This window comes from Methylorubrum pseudosasae (genome assembly GCF_029504475.1).
GTDB lineage: Bacteria > Pseudomonadota > Alphaproteobacteria > Rhizobiales > Beijerinckiaceae > Methylobacterium > Methylobacterium extorquens.
In genome coordinates this window covers 5,147,332-5,163,629 of record NZ_JAQGDU010000002.1, presented here as the reverse complement: position 1 = coordinate 5,163,629, position 16,298 = coordinate 5,147,332, and the positions used below count along the sequence as shown (strand labels likewise).

The 16,298-nt window shown below is 70.0% G+C and carries 16 protein-coding genes; 7 read left to right on the top strand and 9 right to left on the bottom strand.

Annotated features, from left to right (window positions below; genetic code table 11):
• Positions 1 to 48: 48 nt before the first annotated feature.
• The 4 genes from M2437_RS25295 to M2437_RS25280 all read right to left on the bottom strand — a co-directional run bounded on the left by M2437_RS25295 (position 49) and on the right by M2437_RS25280 (position 5,550).
• Positions 49 to 1,059: an NAD(P)H-quinone oxidoreductase gene (locus M2437_RS25295; RefSeq protein ID WP_253389019.1), complete on the bottom strand. Its 1,011-nt coding sequence runs from the start codon at positions 1,057 to 1,059 to the stop codon at positions 49 to 51.
• A 143-nt stretch (positions 1,060 to 1,202) separates the two neighbouring features.
• Entirely contained in the window at positions 1,203 to 1,853 is a 651-nt protein-coding gene (gene upp / locus M2437_RS25290) for a uracil phosphoribosyltransferase (RefSeq protein ID WP_003601209.1), read from the bottom strand.
• 96 nt (positions 1,854 to 1,949) lie between these two features.
• The gene (gene glgX / locus M2437_RS25285) at positions 1,950 to 4,043 is read right to left on the bottom strand and encodes a glycogen debranching protein GlgX (protein WP_253389018.1); all 2,094 of its coding nucleotides are present in this window, start codon (positions 4,041 to 4,043) and stop codon (positions 1,950 to 1,952) included.
• A gap of 82 nt (positions 4,044 to 4,125) precedes the next feature.
• Positions 4,126 to 5,550 carry an alpha,alpha-trehalose-phosphate synthase (UDP-forming) gene (locus M2437_RS25280; RefSeq protein WP_015822153.1) on the bottom strand — a complete coding sequence of 475 codons (1,425 nt, stop codon included), beginning with the start codon at positions 5,548 to 5,550 and terminating at the stop codon, positions 4,126 to 4,128.
• Positions 5,551 to 6,080: 530 nt separating this feature from the next.
• On the opposite strand from M2437_RS25280, the gene M2437_RS25275 reads away from it, so the two are divergent.
• The 4 genes from M2437_RS25275 to M2437_RS25260 all read left to right on the top strand — a co-directional run bounded on the left by M2437_RS25275 (position 6,081) and on the right by M2437_RS25260 (position 8,263).
• The gene (locus M2437_RS25275) at positions 6,081 to 6,560 is read left to right on the top strand and encodes a hypothetical protein (RefSeq protein WP_012253154.1); all 480 of its coding nucleotides are present in this window, start codon (positions 6,081 to 6,083) and stop codon (positions 6,558 to 6,560) included.
• 11 nt (positions 6,561 to 6,571) lie between these two features.
• A complete protein-coding gene (locus tag M2437_RS25270) occupies positions 6,572 to 6,979 on the top strand; it encodes a phage holin family protein (protein ID WP_003601203.1) in 408 nt (135 codons plus the stop codon).
• Positions 6,976 to 7,362: a DUF3618 domain-containing protein gene (locus tag M2437_RS25265; protein ID WP_003601200.1), complete on the top strand. Its 387-nt coding sequence runs from the start codon at positions 6,976 to 6,978 to the stop codon at positions 7,360 to 7,362. The genes M2437_RS25270 and M2437_RS25265 overlap by 4 nt, the downstream gene beginning before the upstream one ends.
• A 64-nt stretch (positions 7,363 to 7,426) precedes the next feature.
• On the top strand, positions 7,427 to 8,263 hold the full coding sequence (locus tag M2437_RS25260) for an apolipoprotein A1/A4/E family protein (RefSeq protein ID WP_253389017.1): 837 nt from the start codon (positions 7,427 to 7,429) through the stop codon (positions 8,261 to 8,263).
• A 79-nt stretch (positions 8,264 to 8,342) separates the two neighbouring features.
• Here the strand turns inward: M2437_RS25260 and hisS are convergent, their stop codons facing one another.
• The 5 genes from hisS to secB form a co-directional block, all read right to left on the bottom strand.
• Entirely contained in the window at positions 8,343 to 9,854 is a 1,512-nt protein-coding gene (hisS, locus tag M2437_RS25255) for a histidine--tRNA ligase (protein ID WP_003601197.1), read from the bottom strand.
• An 83-nt stretch (positions 9,855 to 9,937) separates the two neighbouring features.
• Positions 9,938 to 10,309 carry a tRNA-binding protein gene (locus M2437_RS25250; RefSeq protein ID WP_253389016.1) on the bottom strand — a complete coding sequence of 124 codons (372 nt, stop codon included), beginning with the start codon at positions 10,307 to 10,309 and terminating at the stop codon, positions 9,938 to 9,940.
• Positions 10,310 to 10,393: 84 nt separating this feature from the next.
• The gene (locus M2437_RS25245; protein WP_253389015.1) at positions 10,394 to 10,912 is read right to left on the bottom strand and encodes a DUF3429 domain-containing protein; all 519 of its coding nucleotides are present in this window, start codon (positions 10,910 to 10,912) and stop codon (positions 10,394 to 10,396) included.
• 66 nt (positions 10,913 to 10,978) lie between these two features.
• On the bottom strand, positions 10,979 to 12,232 hold the full coding sequence (locus M2437_RS25240; RefSeq protein ID WP_056507117.1) for an MFS transporter: 1,254 nt from the start codon (positions 12,230 to 12,232) through the stop codon (positions 10,979 to 10,981).
• A 290-nt stretch (positions 12,233 to 12,522) separates the two neighbouring features.
• Positions 12,523 to 13,029, bottom strand: a complete 507-nt coding sequence (gene secB / locus M2437_RS25235; RefSeq protein WP_003601188.1) for a protein-export chaperone SecB — start codon at positions 13,027 to 13,029, stop codon at positions 12,523 to 12,525.
• A gap of 461 nt (positions 13,030 to 13,490) precedes the next feature.
• On the opposite strand from secB, the gene M2437_RS25230 reads away from it, so the two are divergent.
• The 3 genes from M2437_RS25230 to M2437_RS25220 are packed head-to-tail and all read left to right on the top strand — an operon-like array spanning position 13,491 to position 16,276.
• Complete coding sequence (locus M2437_RS25230; protein WP_012253162.1) at positions 13,491 to 14,210, top strand: Tim44/TimA family putative adaptor protein; 720 nt, start codon at positions 13,491 to 13,493, stop codon at positions 14,208 to 14,210.
• Positions 14,211 to 14,222: 12 nt separating this feature from the next.
• Entirely contained in the window at positions 14,223 to 15,494 is a 1,272-nt protein-coding gene (gene mltA, locus M2437_RS25225) for a murein transglycosylase A (RefSeq protein ID WP_301292949.1), read from the top strand.
• Positions 15,491 to 16,276, top strand: coding sequence for a Smr/MutS family protein (locus M2437_RS25220; RefSeq protein WP_015822160.1), 786 nt, complete (start codon positions 15,491 to 15,493; stop codon positions 16,274 to 16,276). Before mltA ends, M2437_RS25220 begins: the two co-directional genes overlap by 4 nt.
• Positions 16,277 to 16,298: the final 22 nt, after the last annotated feature.

The window sequence follows — 16,298 nt, the reverse complement described above, 5'->3', positions numbered from 1 at the left end:
TTCGGCAGCATCACTTTCAAATCGCCGAAAACATCTTCGGATGAGGCTTCAGCGGCCCGTCGTGAGCAGGATCTTGCCCGTGTGGCTGCTGGTCTCCATCAGCTCATGCGCCTTGCGCGCCTCCTCGAGCGGGAAGGTGGCGTGAACGACGGGGCGGATCTTGCCCGCCTCGACCAGCGGCCAGACATCCCGCTTCAAGCCCTCGGCGATGGCGGCCTTCGCTTCCTTCGCCTGGGCCCGCAGGGTCGCGCCGGTGATGGTCAGGCGCTTGAGCATGATCGGGGTCAGCGTCAAGTTCTCGGCCTTGAAGCCCTTCATGAAGGCGATCTGGACGAGGCGCCCCTCCACCGCCAGCGAGGCGATGTTCTTTTGCAGGTAGGCCGCGCCGACCATGTCGAGGATCACATCGACCCCCTTACCGTCGGTGAGGCGCTTCACCTCCTCCGCGAAATCGGCCTCGCGGTAGTTGATGGCGGCATCCGCGCCCAGCTCCTCGCAGAACCGGCACTTCTCGTCCGAGCCGGCGGTGGTGAGGACGCGGGCACCGTGCTGCTTGGCGATCTGGATCGCCGTGGTGCCGATGCCGCTCGACCCGCCATGGACGAGGAAGGTCTCGCCCTTCTGCAAGCGCCCGCGCTGGATCACCGTGGAATAGACGGTGAAGGTGGTCTCGGGCAGGCCGGCGGCCTCCACCAGCGAGAGCGGCTCGGGCTTCTTCAGCACCTGCCCGGCCTCGGCGACGGCGAATTCAGCGTAGCCGCCGCTGATGACGAGGGCGCAGACCTCCTCGCCCTCCGAAAAACCCGTCACCCCCTCGCCCAACGCCGCGATGCGGCCGGCGATCTCGAGGCCCGGGATCTCGGTCGCGCCCTTGGGCGGCGGGTAGCTGCCCTGGCGCTGCATGATGTCGGGCCGGTTGACCCCCGCCGCGACCACCTCGATCAGAACCTGCCCGGCCGCGGGCTGCGGCAGCGGCACGGTCTCGACCGCGATGACCTCCGGTCCGCCCGCAGCGGTGAAGCGGATCTGGCGCATGGTCTCGGGCGGGTTTTTTGTCATTGGGCTTCCTTGGGGCTTCCTCGGGGCTCACGCGGCGGGTTGGTCGCGCGTACGCTCGCGTCAGATGGCGCAGGGGACGAGGCGCGTCGAGGCGTGAACCGCCTCTGTCATCGTGCGCGAGCGCTGGATCGAAAGCCAAAAAATCAGCGCGTGCCGTACATCCGGTCGCCGGCATCGCCGAGGCCCGGCACGATGTAGCCGTGGTCGTTGAGGTGGCTGTCGATCGCCGCGGTCCAGACCGGCACGTCCGGATGCGCCGCCTGGAAGCGGGCGATCCCTTCGGGCGCGGCGAGCAGGCAGACGAAGCGGAGATCCTTCGCGCCCCGGCTCTTCAGCCGCTCCACCGCCGCGACCGCGGAATTGGCGGTGGCGAGCATCGGGTCGAGCACCAGCACGGTACGGTCGGCCAGATCCGACGGGCTCTTGAAGTAATACTCCACCGCCTGGAGCGTGTCGGGATCGCGGTAGAGCCCGACATGGGCAACGCGGGCCGAGGGCATCAGCGAGAGCATGCCGTCGAGAAAGCCGACGCCGGCCCGCAGGATCGGGGCGAGCACGAGCTTCTTGCCGGCGATCCGGCGCCCTTCCATGGGCTGAATCGGCGTCTGGATGGTGACCGGTTCGAGCGGCAGGTCGCGGGTCACCTCGTAGGCGAGCAGCATCCCGATCTCGTTGAGGAGTTCGCGGAACCCCTTGGTCGAGCGGTCACTGTCGCGCATCATCGTCAGCTTGTGCTGGACGAGGGGGTGATCGACCACCGTCACCCGTGCCGCGCCGCCGCTCTCCGCCTGCATCGATACCGTCCCTGTGCCTGTCGTAATCCCGGCCGCACGATGCCACGGGGGGCGGAGGAAGCCGAGACGCGCGGGACGTTTTCTCGCTTGAGCCCGTCAATCGAGGAGGGGCGGCGACTTCAGCACCAGCACCGCCCGCTCGGGCAGATCGACGGTCCCGCCGACCGGGACCGGCGGCCGCGCTCCGTCGAGGACCTTGCCGGTGACGAGGGTGGTGTCGAAGACGGGACGCCAGGGGCCGCCGAGATCGGGCGGCAGGGCGAAGGGGCAGGGCTCGGGCGCCGCGTTCATGAGAATGAGGACGCGCTCCGAGTCCTCGATATCGTTGCTCATCTGCATGCCGAAGGCGCGGCGCTCGCCGTCGCCCCAGGCGGCCGCGTCCATCTCGGTCCCATCGGGGGAGAGCCAGTGCACGTCCTTCAGGGCCGTCTCGCCGACGCGGCTGCCGACGAGGAAGTGCCGCCGCCGCAGGGAACAGCAGACCCGGCGGAGCGCGGCGAGGTTCGCCACGAACTCGGTGAGCGTCGGATCGGGGTCGTTCTCCCAATCCATCCAGCTCAATGCGCCGTCCTGGCAATAGGCGTTGTTGTTGCCGGATTGCGTGCGGGATCGCTCGTCGCCCATCAGCAGCATCGGCACGCCCTGCGCGAAGAACACGCAGGCCAGCATGTTGCGCTTCTGCCGGGCGCGTAGGGCCAGGATGGCGGGATCGTCGGTCGGTCCTTCGACGCCGTAATTGGCCGAGAGGTTGTGGCCGTGGCCGTCGCGGTTCTCCTCGCCGTTGGCCTCGTTGTGCTTCTCCTCGTAGGCGACCACGTCGGCGAGGGTGTAGCCGTCATGCGAGGCGACGAAGTTGATGCTGGCGAGCGGCGAGCGGCCCGAAGGCAGGAAGATCTCGCGCGAGCCGGAGAGCCCCTGCGTCAGCTTGGCCAGCGTGCCGGAATCCCCTCGCCAGAAGCCGCGCAGGTTGTCGCGGAACTGGTCGTTCCACTCGCTCCAGCCATAGGGGTAGCCGCCGAGCTGGTAGCCGCTCCCGCCGATATCCCAGGGCTCGGCGATGAGCTTGACTCTCGAGAGAACGGGGTCCTGCTGCACCGCCTGGAAGAACGCGGCCTGGGGGGAGAAGTCGCTCGGCGCGCGACCGAGGCTCGTCGCGAGATCGAAGCGGAAACCCGCCACGCCATAGGCGGTCACCCAGTGGCGCAGGCTGTCGAGCACCATCCGCATCACCCGAGGATGGGCGACGTTCAGGGTGTTGCCGCAGCCGGTGCAGTCGATGTTGCGGCGAAGGTTGTCGGGGTCGAGCTTGTAGTAGCTCGCATTGTCGATGCCGCGGAAGGCAAGCGTCGGCCCGCGATGGTCGCCCTCGGCCGTGTGGTTGTAGACCACGTCGATCAGGGTCTCGATACCGGCCGAGGCGAGTTCGCGGATGGCGAAGCGCAGCCCGCTCGCCCCGCCCTCGCCGAGATAGCGTGGCTCCGGCGCGAAGTAGTTGTAGGGCTGGTAGCCCCAGAAATTGACGAGCCCCTTGTCGATCAGGAAGCGGTCGTCGGCGAAGGCCTGGATCGGCAGGAGTTCGAGGGCGGTGACGCCGAGCTTCAACAGGTGCTCGATGATCGCCGGATGGGCGAGGCCGAGATAGGTCCCGCGCTCGGCCTCCGAGAGAGCCGGATGCGTCCGGGTCAGCGCCTTGACGTGCGCCTCGTAGATCACCGTCTCGTGGAGCGGGCGCGGTGCGGGCAGGGCGATGGCGTCGGGGGTCTCGGGGCGGGTGACCACGCCGCGGGGCACGAACGGAGCGCTGTCGCGCCGGTCGATCTGGTCCTCGCGGGCGCCGCCATGGCGATGGCTGTAGAGCGCGTCGTGCCAGCGGATGCGGCCGGCGATCTCACGGGCATAGGGGTCGAGGACGAGTTTGGCCGGGTTGAAGCGGTGGCCGGCCGCCGGGTCCCAGGGACCGAACACGCGGTAGGCGTATTGCTGCCCCGGCAGAAGGCCGTGGAGATAGCCGTGGAAGACGTCGTCGGTCCGGCAGGGCAGGCGGATCGTGCGCGATTCGTGACGGGCGCCGGGATCGAACAGGCAGAGATCGACTCGGGTCGCGTTCTGCGAGAAGAGGGCGAAGTTGACGCCGCGGCCGTCGAAATGCGCGCCAAGCGGTGTCGGCAGGCCCTCCTCGATGACGATCATTCCGGTCTTTCGTGAAACGGGCCCAAAGTGAAAGGCCACGCTTCGACTGAGGCCGATTCGTCGCCGAGGCGGAAGCCGCGCTCTACTCCGCCGCCGCCGCCGTCGTGCTCGGCGGCTCGCGCTCGACGGTGCGGAAGGTCTCCAGCTCCACCATGAAACAGCGGGCCCACCAATCCACGTCCTCGCGCCGCATGCGGTCCGCCATCGGCTTCCAGCGCTCCAGGCGCTCGCCGCGGGGCATGTAGAGCGCCTGCCGGATCGCCTCGGCGACCTCGAAGCGGTCGTAGGGGTTCACGAGCAGCGCCTCGGGCAACTGCCGGGCCGCACCCGCGAATTTCGAGAGGACGAGGACGCCGGGATCCTCCTCGCTCTGGGCGACGACGTATTCCTTGGCCACGAGGTTCATGCCGTCGCGCATCGGCGTGACAAGGCCGACGCGGGCGGCCCGGTAGAGACCGGCGAGGACCGGGCGCGGATAGGCCTTGGTGACGTACTGGATCGGCGTCCAGGCCGGCTCGCCGAGCATGCCGTTGATGTCGCCGACCTTCTCGTTCACCTCACGCGAGAGCTGCTCGTATTCCGGCACCTCGCTCCGGGATTTCGGGGTGATCTGGATGTAGACGACGTTGCCGCGCTGGTCAGGATTCGAGGCGAAGAAGCGGTCCACCGCCTCCATGCGCTCGGGCACGCCCTTCGAGTAGTCGAGCCGATCGACGCCGATGAGCAGCTTGCGGGTGCGCAGGCCCGCCATGGTCTCGCGCACCACCTTGTTGGAGCCGGCCTTGTCGGCAGCCTCCTTGAAGCTGGCGACATCGATGCCGATGGGGAAGGAGCGGATTCGCGTGCGCCGCCCGTCCACCATCATCGAGCCGCCGCCGAGCGGGATCGCCCGCATCGTGTCGATGAAGTTGCGCGAGAGGTTCTGCACGTCCGAATCGGTCTGCAATCCGATCAGGTCGTAATCGGCCATGGCGCGCAGCAGCTCGTTGCTGGCGGGCAGGGTGTTGAACACGTCGGCGGCGGGCCACGGGATGTGGTGGAAGTAGCCGATCGGGTTGGCGATGCCCTGGCCGCGCAGCTCGCTCGCCAGCGGCAGCAGGTGGTAGTCGTGCACCCAGATCAGGTCGTCCGGCTCGACCAATTTGGCGAGCGCCTGGGCGAAGGTCTGGTTGACGCGCTGGTAGCCGGCATAATCCGAGCGGGAGAACGTCCCCAGCCCGATCCGGTAATGCATGATCGGCCAGAGCGCCCGGTTGGCAAAGCCGGCGTAGTACTCGCGATGGTCTTGCGGCGACAGGTCGAGGACGGCGTACTGGATCGACCCGCGGTCGATCAGTTCCGGCTCGGCGCTGGGGTTGTCGCGGATGTTTCCGCTCCAACCGAACCACAACCCCTCGTAGGAGGAGAAAGCTTCCTTGACCGCGACGGCGAGTCCCCCTGCGGAGACCGCATCCTTACCCTCGGCGGGTACGGCGACACGGTTGGAGACGATGATCAGACGTGCCACGAACCCGGCTCCGGTCCTCGCTGGGGCCGGCACGCGGAGCGCGTCGGCCGAAGGGTCTTGAGGGTCTTGCGTCTGGGTGAAAACGCGCGGAAGCCTGGCGCGATCCGTCGAGATGCAGCCAAACGCATCCCCCCCTGCAGGTCAAGCGGGCGGACCGACGATGTTACCGCTGTTCGATCCCGCATCCGCCCGACCGGCCCCCACGCCTTCCCGCGTTCCCCGCAGTGCAGCAGAGCCGCCGCCACCATGCAAGGGCTAAGCTGAATAGGCGATGACATCCGGTCCTGAACCGGCATCGGGCCGGGGCGCATGATCGGGGCGGGCATCGGCATCGGAGGGGCGGTGCTTCCTCGCTTGTCCTGACTTCCGTTCGCGGAAGGCCGTTCGTTCGGCGACCGCGGCCCGGAAGGGTCTCGTGAAACGGAACTCCGCGAGGCAGCCAACGGTTCTTCGGCCACGTTAATCGCAGATCGAAGCGCATCCGCGCCGGTCGGCGATCTTGACCAGCCATCTTGCCCGGAGACAAGCCCATGACCTCGTCCGCGTCCCCAGATCCCGTCGGCGGTGCCCGGCCGGCCGAGACCAAGGCCGACCTGGAGGATCTGCGCCACGACGTGGAAGACACCGCCAGTCTGGCCGCCGAGCGCAGCAAGGGGCTCGCCGCCGCCGCACGCCAGCAGGCCCTCTCCTACGTCGACGACCGCAAGGGCGAGGCGGCCCGTTCCGTCTCGGACCTCGCCAAGTCCCTGCGCGATTCCGGCAAGACCTTCGACGACCGCCCCAACATCCGCGCCTTCTTCGACAGCGCCGCCGAGGGGCTCGACGATCTCGCCGGCTCGATCGAGCGGCGCAGCCTCGACGACTTCTACCGTCAGGCGGAAACCTACGCCCGGCGCTCCCCGGTGACGGTGGCGGTCGGCGCGTTCGCGGCGGGCTTCCTTCTGTCGCGCTTCGTCAAGGCGTCGGGCAGCCCCGAGACGGACCGCGCCTACGACGACTACCGGGCTTGAAGGGACGCGCCATGACAGGCCCCAACCCCTCCCCGCCCCCCTCCTCGATCCAAGCCCTCGTCGCGGACGCCCTGCGCGAGGCGAGTGAGCTTGCCAGCAAGGAGATCGCCCTCTTCCGCACGGAGATGACGAGCAACGTCCGCTCGTTGTTCATCGGCCTCGCGATGATGGTGCTGGCCGCGGTGTTCGCGGTCACGGCGATGCTAGTGCTCATCGGCGCGCTCGTGAAGTTCGTCGCGACCCTCGTGGGGTCCGAATGGCTCGCGGCCCTGCTGGTGGGCGGCGGCATGCTGCTCATAGCCGTGGTGCTCGGCGTCATCGGCGCCCGGGCGATGTCGCTGTCCAACCTCGCGCCGACCCGGACCTCGCGGCAGGTCCGGCAGGATGCCCGCGCGTTGACGGAAAGGGTTTCGGGATGAGCGAATCGATCTCGGATCTCGAGAAGGACATCGAGCAGAGCCGCGCCCGTCTCGACGAGACCATCGACCGGATCCAGGGGCGCCTGAACGCGTCGAGCCTCGTCGACGAGATGCTCGGGTCGGCCCGGCAGACGCCCTATAGCGGCTTCTACGATGACGCCCTGCTGGCGGTGCGGCGCAACCCCGTGCCGGTGCTGCTGATCGCGGCCGGTGTCGGCCTCCTGCTCAACGGCATGCGGACCGTCCGCCGTCCCTCTCCCTCCCGTGCCGTGGTGCCGGTGGAGGCCAAGCCCGTCACCGTGACGGGGGCCGACCGCACCTACGACCCCGACGCCCCCGGCGGGCGCCCCCTCCACGATCTGCCGCCCGAGCGTCAGGTCTGACCCCTCATCTCACGCCGCGCGCGGACATTCCGCTCCGCCGGCCGACCAGGAAACGGAGTCCATCATGAGCCAAGGTCCCAATCATCAAGGCCCTGTCACCACGCCGCCGACTGGCGTGCCGGTGGAGACCCTGCCCGAGAACATCGCCGCCCGCTCCGGCATGCCCCGCGAGTCCGGCGTCGAGCACAATCTGCACGACATTTCCGACCGCGCGACCACGCAGGGCCGCGACGCCAATGCCCGCCTGCAGGCCGGCCTGCAGGACACGACCGAACAAGCCCGGGAAGGCGCACGCAACCTGCGCGACCAAGCCGCGGACCGGGCTTCCGAGCTGAAGAACCGCGTGAGCGAGGCTGCCGATTCCACTCGCGCCCAGGCCAGCGACACGGTTCGCGCCGCCCGCGAGCGGGCAGGCGAGACCTACGAGGATGCCCGCTCCTGGGCCGAGGACCGCTACGAGACGCAGCGCCAGCGCGCCGCCGACCTCGCGGATCGCGGCTATCGCCGCCTGCACGAGGGCCGCACCGCCACGGAGCACTTCGTCTCCGAGAACCCGCTCCTCGTCGGCGTGGTCGGCCTCGCTGCCGGCCTGCTGCTCGGCGCGCTCTTGCCGCGCACCCGCCAGGAAGATCAGGCGCTCGGCCCCTACGCCGACGACCTGCGCGACCAGGGCATCCGCTACGCCCGCGACCTGACCCATCGCGGCCGCGCCTTCGTCGAGACGGCGCTCGACCCTGAAAATCTCGATGCGGCGGTCAAGCGCGCGAGCGCGGAAGGCGGCCCGCAGAGTGGTCAGCAGGGCGGGCCGACGACCGGCCAAGCAACTGGCCAAACGGCCGGCCAAGCGACCGGCTCTCGGCCCGGCTTCAACGAAACCAGCCGGCCGGCGCACCGTCCGTAAGGGACAAGCGCGGGTCTTCCCCTCTCCCCGCAGGCGGGGAGAGGGGATGCGCTAAAACGGACCGGTTATTCGGTGCTTCTCACCCGAAATGCCGGGCCAGCGTTTCGCGAACCGCCTCGACCATCCGTTCCACCGGCACCGAGACCTGGGCCGGACGGGCGGCCTTCCATTCGGCATTGCTGGCGATGGCTTCGGCGGCGCGGGCGCCCGCGATCAGGTCCTTGATCTGGACCTCGCCGGCCTCGCGCTCGTTCGAGCCCTGGATCACCACCGCCGGCGCGCGGCGACGGTCGGCATATTTCATTTGGGCCTTCATCCCGGCCGCACCGAGATAGAGCTCGGCCCGGATGTTCTCCGCGCGCAGCTGCGCCACCAGCGCCTGATACTCGGCGATGTTCTCGCGATCGAGCACCAGCACCACGACCGGGCCGGGCTTGGCCGCGCCTTCCACCAGCGGGCTCTTGGTCAGCCGCAGGGCCGAGAACAGCCGCGAGACGCCGATGGAGAAGCCGGTCGCCGGCACCGGCTCGCTGCGGAAGCGACCGACGAGGCCGTCATAGCGACCGCCACCCGCCACCGAGCCGAAGCGGACGGTCTGGCCGTCCTCGTTGGTGACGGGGAAGGTCAGCTCCGCCTCGTAGACGGGGCCGGTGTAGTATTCGAGACCGCGGACCACGGAGGGGTCGGCCCGCACCCGGTCATGGCCGTAGCCCGCCGCCTCACAGAGCCGCATGATCGCGTGGAGTTCGGCGATGCCCTCGCGGCCGGTCTCGGAGGTGCCGACGACCTCCTGCCAGGAGCCGAAGAACTTTTCCCAGAACGCCATCCGGTCGGCGCCCTCGTGCGGGCTCGCCTCGAAGCCGACATAGGCAAGGATGCGCTCGATCGCGTCGTCGCCAAGCCCGGCGCCCTTGGTGAAGTCGCCGCTCTCGTCCTTACGGCCGGGGCCGAGCAGCAGGCGCACGCCGTCGGCGCCGAGGCGGTCGAGCTTGTCGATGGCGCGCAGCACGGTGAGGCGCTGGCCGGCCTTGTCGGGCCCGGCGAGGCCGATCGCTTCCATGACGCCGTCGAGCACCTTGCGGTTGTTGACCTTGACCACGTACTGGCCCGCGAGCCCGAGCCGCTCCAGCGTGTCGGCCATCAGCATGCAGGTCTCGGCATCGGCCGCGACGGAGCCCGCGCCGACGATGTCGGCATCGAACTGCATGAATTGGCGGAAGCGGCCCGGCCCCGGCTTCTCGTTGCGGAAGACGTAGCCCGCCCGGTAGCTGCGATAGGGCTTCGGGATCGCGTCGAAGTTTTCGGCGACATGGCGGGCGAGCGGTGCGGTCAGGTCGTAGCGCAGCGAGAGCCACTGCTCGTCGTCGTCCTGGAACGAGAACACGCCCTCGTTCGGCCGGTCGAGATCCGGCAGGAACTTGCCAAGAGACTCGGTGTACTCGACGAAGGGGGTCTCCAGCGCCTCGAAGCCGTAGAGTTCGAAGGTCTGCCGGATCGTGTCGAGCATCCGCCCCTGGGCCAAGATGTCGGCCTCGGTGCGGTCGGGGAAGCCGCGCGGCAGGCGGGGTTTCAGGGTGTCGGCCTTGGCCATGTCGTCGCCGATCGAGCGGGATGGGTCGGAAATGAGGTCCGGCTCTATCGCAGCCGCGGGCGGGGCGGCAACCCGATGGTACGTTAGAACAGCCGGCTGCCGTCCGGCACCGGCTTGTCGGGGGCGAACAGCACCACGGCGCCGGCCGGGTCGGCAAAGCCGAGCGTCAGCACCTCCGACAGGAATTTTCCGATCTGGCGCGGCGGGAAGTTCACCACCGCCGCGATCTGGCGGCCGACCAGGGTGTCGGGGCTGTAATGCTCGGTGATCTGCGCGCTGGAACGCTTGGTCCCGATCACCGGCCCGAAATCGATGACGAGCTTGATCGCCGGTTTGCGCGCCTCGGGGAAGGGCTCGGCGGAGACGACGGTGCCGACGCGGATGTCGACGGCAAGGAAGGCGTCGAACCCGATCTTTTCGGATTCCGGGGCGGTGGGATCGTGGCTGACGTGCATGGGCCGGTCGGAGAGCTTGGCGGAATGGCTGGGCCGGCCTTCTACGAAAGCTGCCGATGTTCGCCAATCATCCTGAACCGAGGCTCAGAGCGTGAGGCGGTAGGCCAGTAGCGCGGCGAGGCTGAGGACGGCCAGGGGGATCTGCGCCGGCCGCAGGCGCTCGAAGAACAGCGGCGCCTCGCCCCGCCGCGCGGCGATGGGATCGAGAATCGTGATCTCGGTGAAGCCGACGATCAGCAGCCCGAGCGCGATGACGGGTTTGCCCAGAGCAAAGGCGAAGAGGGCTCCGTAGCCCAGCAGGAACAGGCTCAGCATCGTGGCGATCTGCGCCAGCGTCGCCCCGCCCTCGGTGCGGAAGCTGACGCCGCGGCGCACGCCGGAGAGGAACAGCAGGATCGCGCAGCCCCACAGGAGCGTCAGGGTGAAGACCGTCTCGGCCATCGGCCCGCGCAGGATCCAGACCAGCACCGCCCCGGCGACGAAGGGCAGCATCGGCCCGTAGCCGAACACGACGCTGAGCCAGGGCACGGCGCGGGGCTCGTACGCGCGGATCGTGCGGCCGGTCGCGTCGTCCTGGGAACGGGCCGTCGGGGTGTCAGCCATCTGCGCCTCGCGGCGTTAAGAGAAACGCCCGGTGAACAGCCGGACCGCGCGGCCTGTTCCGCGCGATCAGGCCGGCTTCTCCGCGGAATGGGTAGCCCGGCGGCGCTCGTCGCGCCGGGTGCGGCGGCGCTGGGAGTGGCTCTCCTCCGTGGTGGCGGCGAGCCACCAGACCAGGGCGAGGGCCAGGACACCCGCCGCGCCGAGGGCCAGGAAGGATCCGCTCCAGCCGAACCAGCCCTGGGCGAGACCGCCGTACCAGGCCGAGAGCGCGCCGCCCGCGCCCTGCACGGCGTTGACGGTGCCAAGCGCCGTCTGGGTGCGGCCCGAGCCCCAGGTGAGGTCGGCCACGACCACCGGCACCGCCACGCCGATGATGCCCGAAGCCACACCGTCGAGAATCTCGGCGGTGATGAGCCAGTACGGGTCGTCGATGAAGGCCGAGAGCGCCGCCCGGACGGGCAAAGCAATGCAGGCGGCGATGAGGAGCTGGCGCCGGCCGCGCCGGTCGGCGAGCGAGCCGGCGGCCAGCGCGACCGGCACCATCACGAGCTGGGCCACCATGACGTAGCGGGCGGTCCAGGCGGTGGGATCGTCGGCGGTGTGGACGAGCTTCTGCGCCAGCAGGCTCAGCATGCCGCCATTGCCGAGCTGGAACAGGGCGAGCGCCACGGCGAGCACGAGCAGGCGCTTGTTCGAGAAGATCTGGAAGTAGGAGGAGCGGGCCGGCTCCGCCTCGTCCTCCTCTTTCCAGCCCGCCGCGCGCCGCTGGTTGAAGGCGCGGGCCGGCATTGCCAGCGTGGCGGCGATGGCGGCGGCGGCCATGGCTCCCAGCACCCAGAAGGCGATCTCTGGCCCGAAATGGGCAGTGCCGAGGGTGATGAGCCCGGCCGCGATCAGGATGCCGATATGGTTGAAGGCCTGGTTGCGCCCCTGCTGGCGCGGGAACGCCTCCTTGCCGACGACGCCCAGCGTCAGCGCCGTCACCGCGAGCAGCAGCAGCGTGCCGCCCGCCGCGGCCAGAAACTGCGCCGCCAGCACCGGCACGAAGGAATGGGCCGGCATCAAGAGCAGCGTGCCGGCGAGGATCGCGGCGCAGGAGACCACGATGAGCAGGCGGGGGCGCCCAAGGCGATCGACCAGCGCGCCGAAGGGACCGCTGAGCAGCAGCGTGCCGACGCCCACCAGCGTGGTGACGAGCCCGATCTGCGAAGGGCTCCACTGCCGCATCTGCGCGAGCCACGTGCCGAGGAACGGTCCGAGCCCGCCCTGGATGTCGCCGATGAAGACGTTGATCAGGGCGAGGTGCGTTGTGGGCGCCATGCTGTCCTTGAGGATGAGCCAGCCGAGGGCCGGGGGTGGGCCGCGTAACGCCGTGCTGGGCAAGGCGCAATGCGGGGAGCAATCGGCGGGGCCATGGTGCCCCGCCGCGCCCTAACTCCGAAGGCCGCCCATGCGTGGCCGCGACGGCTCAGCGCAGCCCGATCCAGTCAGTGGGAGCTGTGACGGAAGCCCGCCGGGGAGGACCGGCGATACGAAAAGACCCCGGAGCCATCGGCGCCAGGGTCTCGTTCGAGCAATCCTGATCAGGATCGTGAAGCCGAAGCGCCGCCTCAGGAGGCGAGCGGCGCGCCCGGCTGGCCGCCCTGGGCCTGGGCTTCCATCATCTTCTGCTGATAGAGGCCGACGAAATCGATCGGGTCGATGTAGAGCGGCGGGAAGCCGCCGTTGCGCACCGCCTCGGCGACGATCTGGCGCGCGAACGGGAAGAGCAGGCGCGGGCACTCGATCATCACCGCCGGGTGGATCTGCTCCTGCGGGATGTTGCGCATGCGGAAGATGCCAGCATACTTCAGCTCGAAGGCGAACAGCACTTCGTTCTGGATCTTGGCATCGCCCTCGAGCGTCAGCTCGACCTCGAAGTCCGCCTCGGCGATCTGCTGGGCGTTGACGTTGACCTGAATGTTGATCTGAGGGCCACCCTCCTGCGGCTGCAGGGAGCGCGGCGCGTTCGGGTTCTCGAAGGAGAGATCCTTGGCGTATTGCGCCAGCGCGTTGATCGCGGGCGCGAGATCCTGGCCCTGCGCGCCGTTGCCGTTCGGTGCCGCGGTATCGGCCATGGCGGTCTCTCCTGCTTGCGTCGTCCTCGGCGCGCACGTGTCCCGCGCCAAAGAGCGCCCCTCCGGCGCGGGCTGCGGCTACCATGCCCGTATCCAGCGAACAAGCCGAACCGAAGCAATCGCCGCGGCGCGAAGGCGCGCGTGAATGGGACGCGGAGGCTCGTCTTCCGCGTTTCCCTGGAATACCTCGCAGGTCCGCCCATATGACGATAAGGTCACGGACTTCGAACAGTCGGAGACACTCAGACCCAAGCGCCTACCAAGGTCTCCGTTCCCGGGTCGATCCCCGCGCCGCCCTCGGCTAAGAGGCGGTCTCGCGAACCCTTCCCGGCTCCGGTCGGGAACCTCGCGAAACCCTCTTCCGGAGCGCGGCGGGCGGGATCAGGGGGCGGACCTTTCCCGTCCGGGCGGCCTTAAGGGCGCCGGACTCACGTGTGCGACGGTCACGATTCGGATCGGTGATGCAGGATTCCTTCGACGCAACCACTCTGATTTTCCTGGCGCTGGCCGTCTTCGTGATCTGGCGGCTGCGCTCGGTCCTGGGCCAGAAGACCGGCACCGAGCGCTCGCCCTTCCGGCCGGTGGAGCGCAACCGCACCGAGCCGCCGGCCGGTCGCGGCGAGGGCGACAACGTGGTGCGCCTGCCCGGCGCCGACCGCAGCCCGGCGGGAGCGGCGGCGGTGCAGACCGCGGCCCGTGACTGGCGCGGCATCGCCGAGCCGGGCTCGGCGGTCGCCCGCGGCCTCGAACAGGTGGTGCAGCTCGAACCCGCCTTCGAGCCCCGCGCCTTCCTCGAAGGGGCCAAGGGCGCCTACGAGACCATCGTCACCGCCTTCGCCAAGGGGGACCGCAAGACCTTGCGCGCACTCCTCTCGCGGGAGGTCTGCGAGGGCTTCGAGCGGGCGATCTCCGAGCGCGAGAAGCGCAACGAGACGGCGGAAACGACCTTCATCTCCATCGACAAGGCGGAGATCGCCGCCGTCGAGGTGAAGAACCGCGCCGCCCAGATCACCGTGCGCTTCCTTTCGAACCTCATCACCGCCACCCGCGACGCGGACGGCAAGGTGATCGACGGCAATGCCGAGACCGGTGTCGAAGTCCCCGACGTGTGGACCTTCGCCCGCACGCTCGGTTCGCGCGACCCAAACTGGCAGCTCGTCGCCACCGACGCGGGCGGCTGATCGTTTCGCCTCATGCTGTGTTTGCGCGTTTCCCTTCCGGCCGCAGCGGTCTTCGCCGCTGCGGCCGTTTCCATTCCTGCCGCACCCTCGCCCGCCGCACCCTCGCGCGCGGCGGAAGCCTCGCGCGTGCCGCCCCAGGTGGCGGGTGCGGTGCTGGAGCCGGTCGCCCTCGCCGCCCTGCCCGGCTGGCGCGAGGATGACGGGGCGGCCTCCCTCGACGCCTTCCGCCGCACCTGCGCCGGGCCCGGCCCCAATCCGCCCCAGATCGAGGGCGTGACGGGCTCGCCCGCCGATCTCGCGGCAGCCTGCGCCGCCGCCGCCGAGGTGAAGCCGAACGAGGCCAAAAAATTCTTCGAGGCGCGGTTCTCCGCCTACCGCATCGTCCGCCCGGCCTCCGGAACGGAGCCTGAGCGCCGGGTCGGCTTCCTCACCGGCTATTTCGAGCCGGAACTCACCGGCTCGCTCGAGCCCGGCCCCGGCTATACCGCACCCGTGCTGGCCCGGCCGGACGACCTCGTCAGCCTCGCCCCCGGCGAGACGGCGCCGGGGCTCGATCCGCTCTACCGGGCAGGCCGGCGCACCGAGACCGGGCTCGTCCCCTATCCCGACCGCGCGGCGATCGAAGATGGGGCGCTCGGCGAGCGGACCCGGCCGCTGCTGTGGCTGCGCGACGCCGTGGACCTCTTCGTGCTGCAGGTGCAGGGCTCCGGGCGGGTGCGCCTGCCCGATGGGCGCGGCATGCGGGTGCTCTACGACGGCAAGAACGGCCAGCCCTACACCTCGATCGGCAAGCTGATCGTCAACGAGGGCCATCTGCCGATCAACGGGCTGAGCCTGGAGCGCTGGACGGCGTGGCTGCGGGCCAACCCAGACCATGCCCGCCGGCTGATGCGGATGAACGCGTCCTACATCTTCTTCCGGACCGAGCCGGTGACCGACCCCGCCCTCGGGCCGCCCGGCGCCGCGGGCGTGCCGCTGAGTCCGGGGCGCAGCATGGCTGTCGATGGGAACCTCTGGCGCTACGGCCTGCCGTTCTGGCTGGAAGGCAAGCTGCCGGGCCAGCCCGGCCGCGGCCATCTGGTCGTCGCCGCCGATACCGGTTCGGCCATCGTCGGCCCGGCGCGCGGCGACCTCTATGTCGGCACCGGCGCTGCCGCCGGTCGGGCGGCGGGCGACCTGCACGACCGGATGGGCTTCGTGGTACTGATTCCGAAGCCCGCCCCGGATGGCGCTGCCAAGGGCGCGGCCGCACCGGAGGCCGCTGCCGGAGAGGCGCGGCCGTGAACACGCGACCGCCGCGGCGCTCGCGCCTGCTCTCGCGCGAGGAGGCGCATCTCTGGGGCGAGATCGCCAAGCTGATCACGCCCCTGCGGGGCCGCGCCAAGCCGAAAAAGCCGGCTCAGAAGGGGCCCGCTGCCGGGGCCGAACAGCCCGCGCCGCCGATCACCGCACCTGCGGCGAAGCTCGCCAAGCCGGCACCGAAACCGGCCGCCAAACCTGCCGCCAAGCCTGCCTGGAGACCCGCCTCCCCTCCCCCGGCGGCGTCCGCCCCCGCCAAGCCTGCCCCACTCAAGCCTGTCCCCCTCAAGCCTGCCCCCGCCGCCTCCCTGCCGCGGGTCGCGTCGAAGCCGCTCAAGCTCGGCGACCTCGCTCCCGAGATCGCCCGGGCCAGCGCCGCGCCCACTCTGCCCGCTCCCCCAGCGTCGCCGGGGGCGCCGGGTCTGGAGCGGCGGGAGCGGCGCGGGTTGGAGCGGGGTACGCTGACGATCGAGGCCCGCATCGATCTGCACGGGCTGTATCAGGCGGAGGCGCACGCGGCGCTGGTCGGCTTCCTGCTGCGCTCCCGCGCGGCGGGGCATGCCCGCGTGCTCGTGGTGACCGGCAAGGGCGGCGAGGGTTTCGGCGGCCGCGACCGCGGCGGCTTCTCCGAGCGCGGCGTGCTCCGCCGCAGCGTGCCGCATTGGCTGCGGGGCCCGGAATTGCGCGGCCTCGTGCTCGGTTTCGAGGAGGCGGCGCGCCATCACGGCGGAGGCGGCGCCCTCTACGTGCGCCTGCGGCGGCGGTAGGCCGATGCGCCAAACCTTGAGA

Bases quoted from the DNA above. Each gene is read 5' to 3' on its own strand.
- M2437_RS25295 (WP_253389019.1), bottom strand. From the start codon at position 1,059: ATGACAAAAAACCCGCCCGAGACCATGCGCCAGATCCGCTTCACCGCT.
- upp (WP_003601209.1), bottom strand. From the start codon at position 1,853: ATGCAGGCGGAGAGCGGCGGCGCGGCACGGGTGACGGTGGTCGATCAC.
- glgX (WP_253389018.1), bottom strand. From the start codon at position 4,043: ATGATCGTCATCGAGGAGGGCCTGCCGACACCGCTTGGCGCGCATTTC.
- M2437_RS25275 (WP_012253154.1), top strand. From the start codon at position 6,081: ATGACCTCGTCCGCGTCCCCAGATCCCGTCGGCGGTGCCCGGCCGGCC.
- M2437_RS25270 (WP_003601203.1), top strand. From the start codon at position 6,572: ATGACAGGCCCCAACCCCTCCCCGCCCCCCTCCTCGATCCAAGCCCTC.
- M2437_RS25265 (WP_003601200.1), top strand. From the start codon at position 6,976: ATGAGCGAATCGATCTCGGATCTCGAGAAGGACATCGAGCAGAGCCGC.
- M2437_RS25260 (WP_253389017.1), top strand. From the start codon at position 7,427: ATGAGCCAAGGTCCCAATCATCAAGGCCCTGTCACCACGCCGCCGACT.
- hisS (WP_003601197.1), bottom strand. From the start codon at position 9,854: ATGGCCAAGGCCGACACCCTGAAACCCCGCCTGCCGCGCGGCTTCCCC.
- M2437_RS25250 (WP_253389016.1), bottom strand. From the start codon at position 10,309: ATGCACGTCAGCCACGATCCCACCGCCCCGGAATCCGAAAAGATCGGG.
- M2437_RS25245 (WP_253389015.1), bottom strand. From the start codon at position 10,912: ATGGCTGACACCCCGACGGCCCGTTCCCAGGACGACGCGACCGGCCGC.
- M2437_RS25240 (WP_056507117.1), bottom strand. From the start codon at position 12,232: ATGGCGCCCACAACGCACCTCGCCCTGATCAACGTCTTCATCGGCGAC.
- secB (WP_003601188.1), bottom strand. From the start codon at position 13,029: ATGGCCGATACCGCGGCACCGAACGGCAACGGCGCGCAGGGCCAGGAT.
- M2437_RS25230 (WP_012253162.1), top strand. From the start codon at position 13,491: ATGCAGGATTCCTTCGACGCAACCACTCTGATTTTCCTGGCGCTGGCC.
- mltA (WP_301292949.1), top strand. From the start codon at position 14,223: ATGCTGTGTTTGCGCGTTTCCCTTCCGGCCGCAGCGGTCTTCGCCGCT.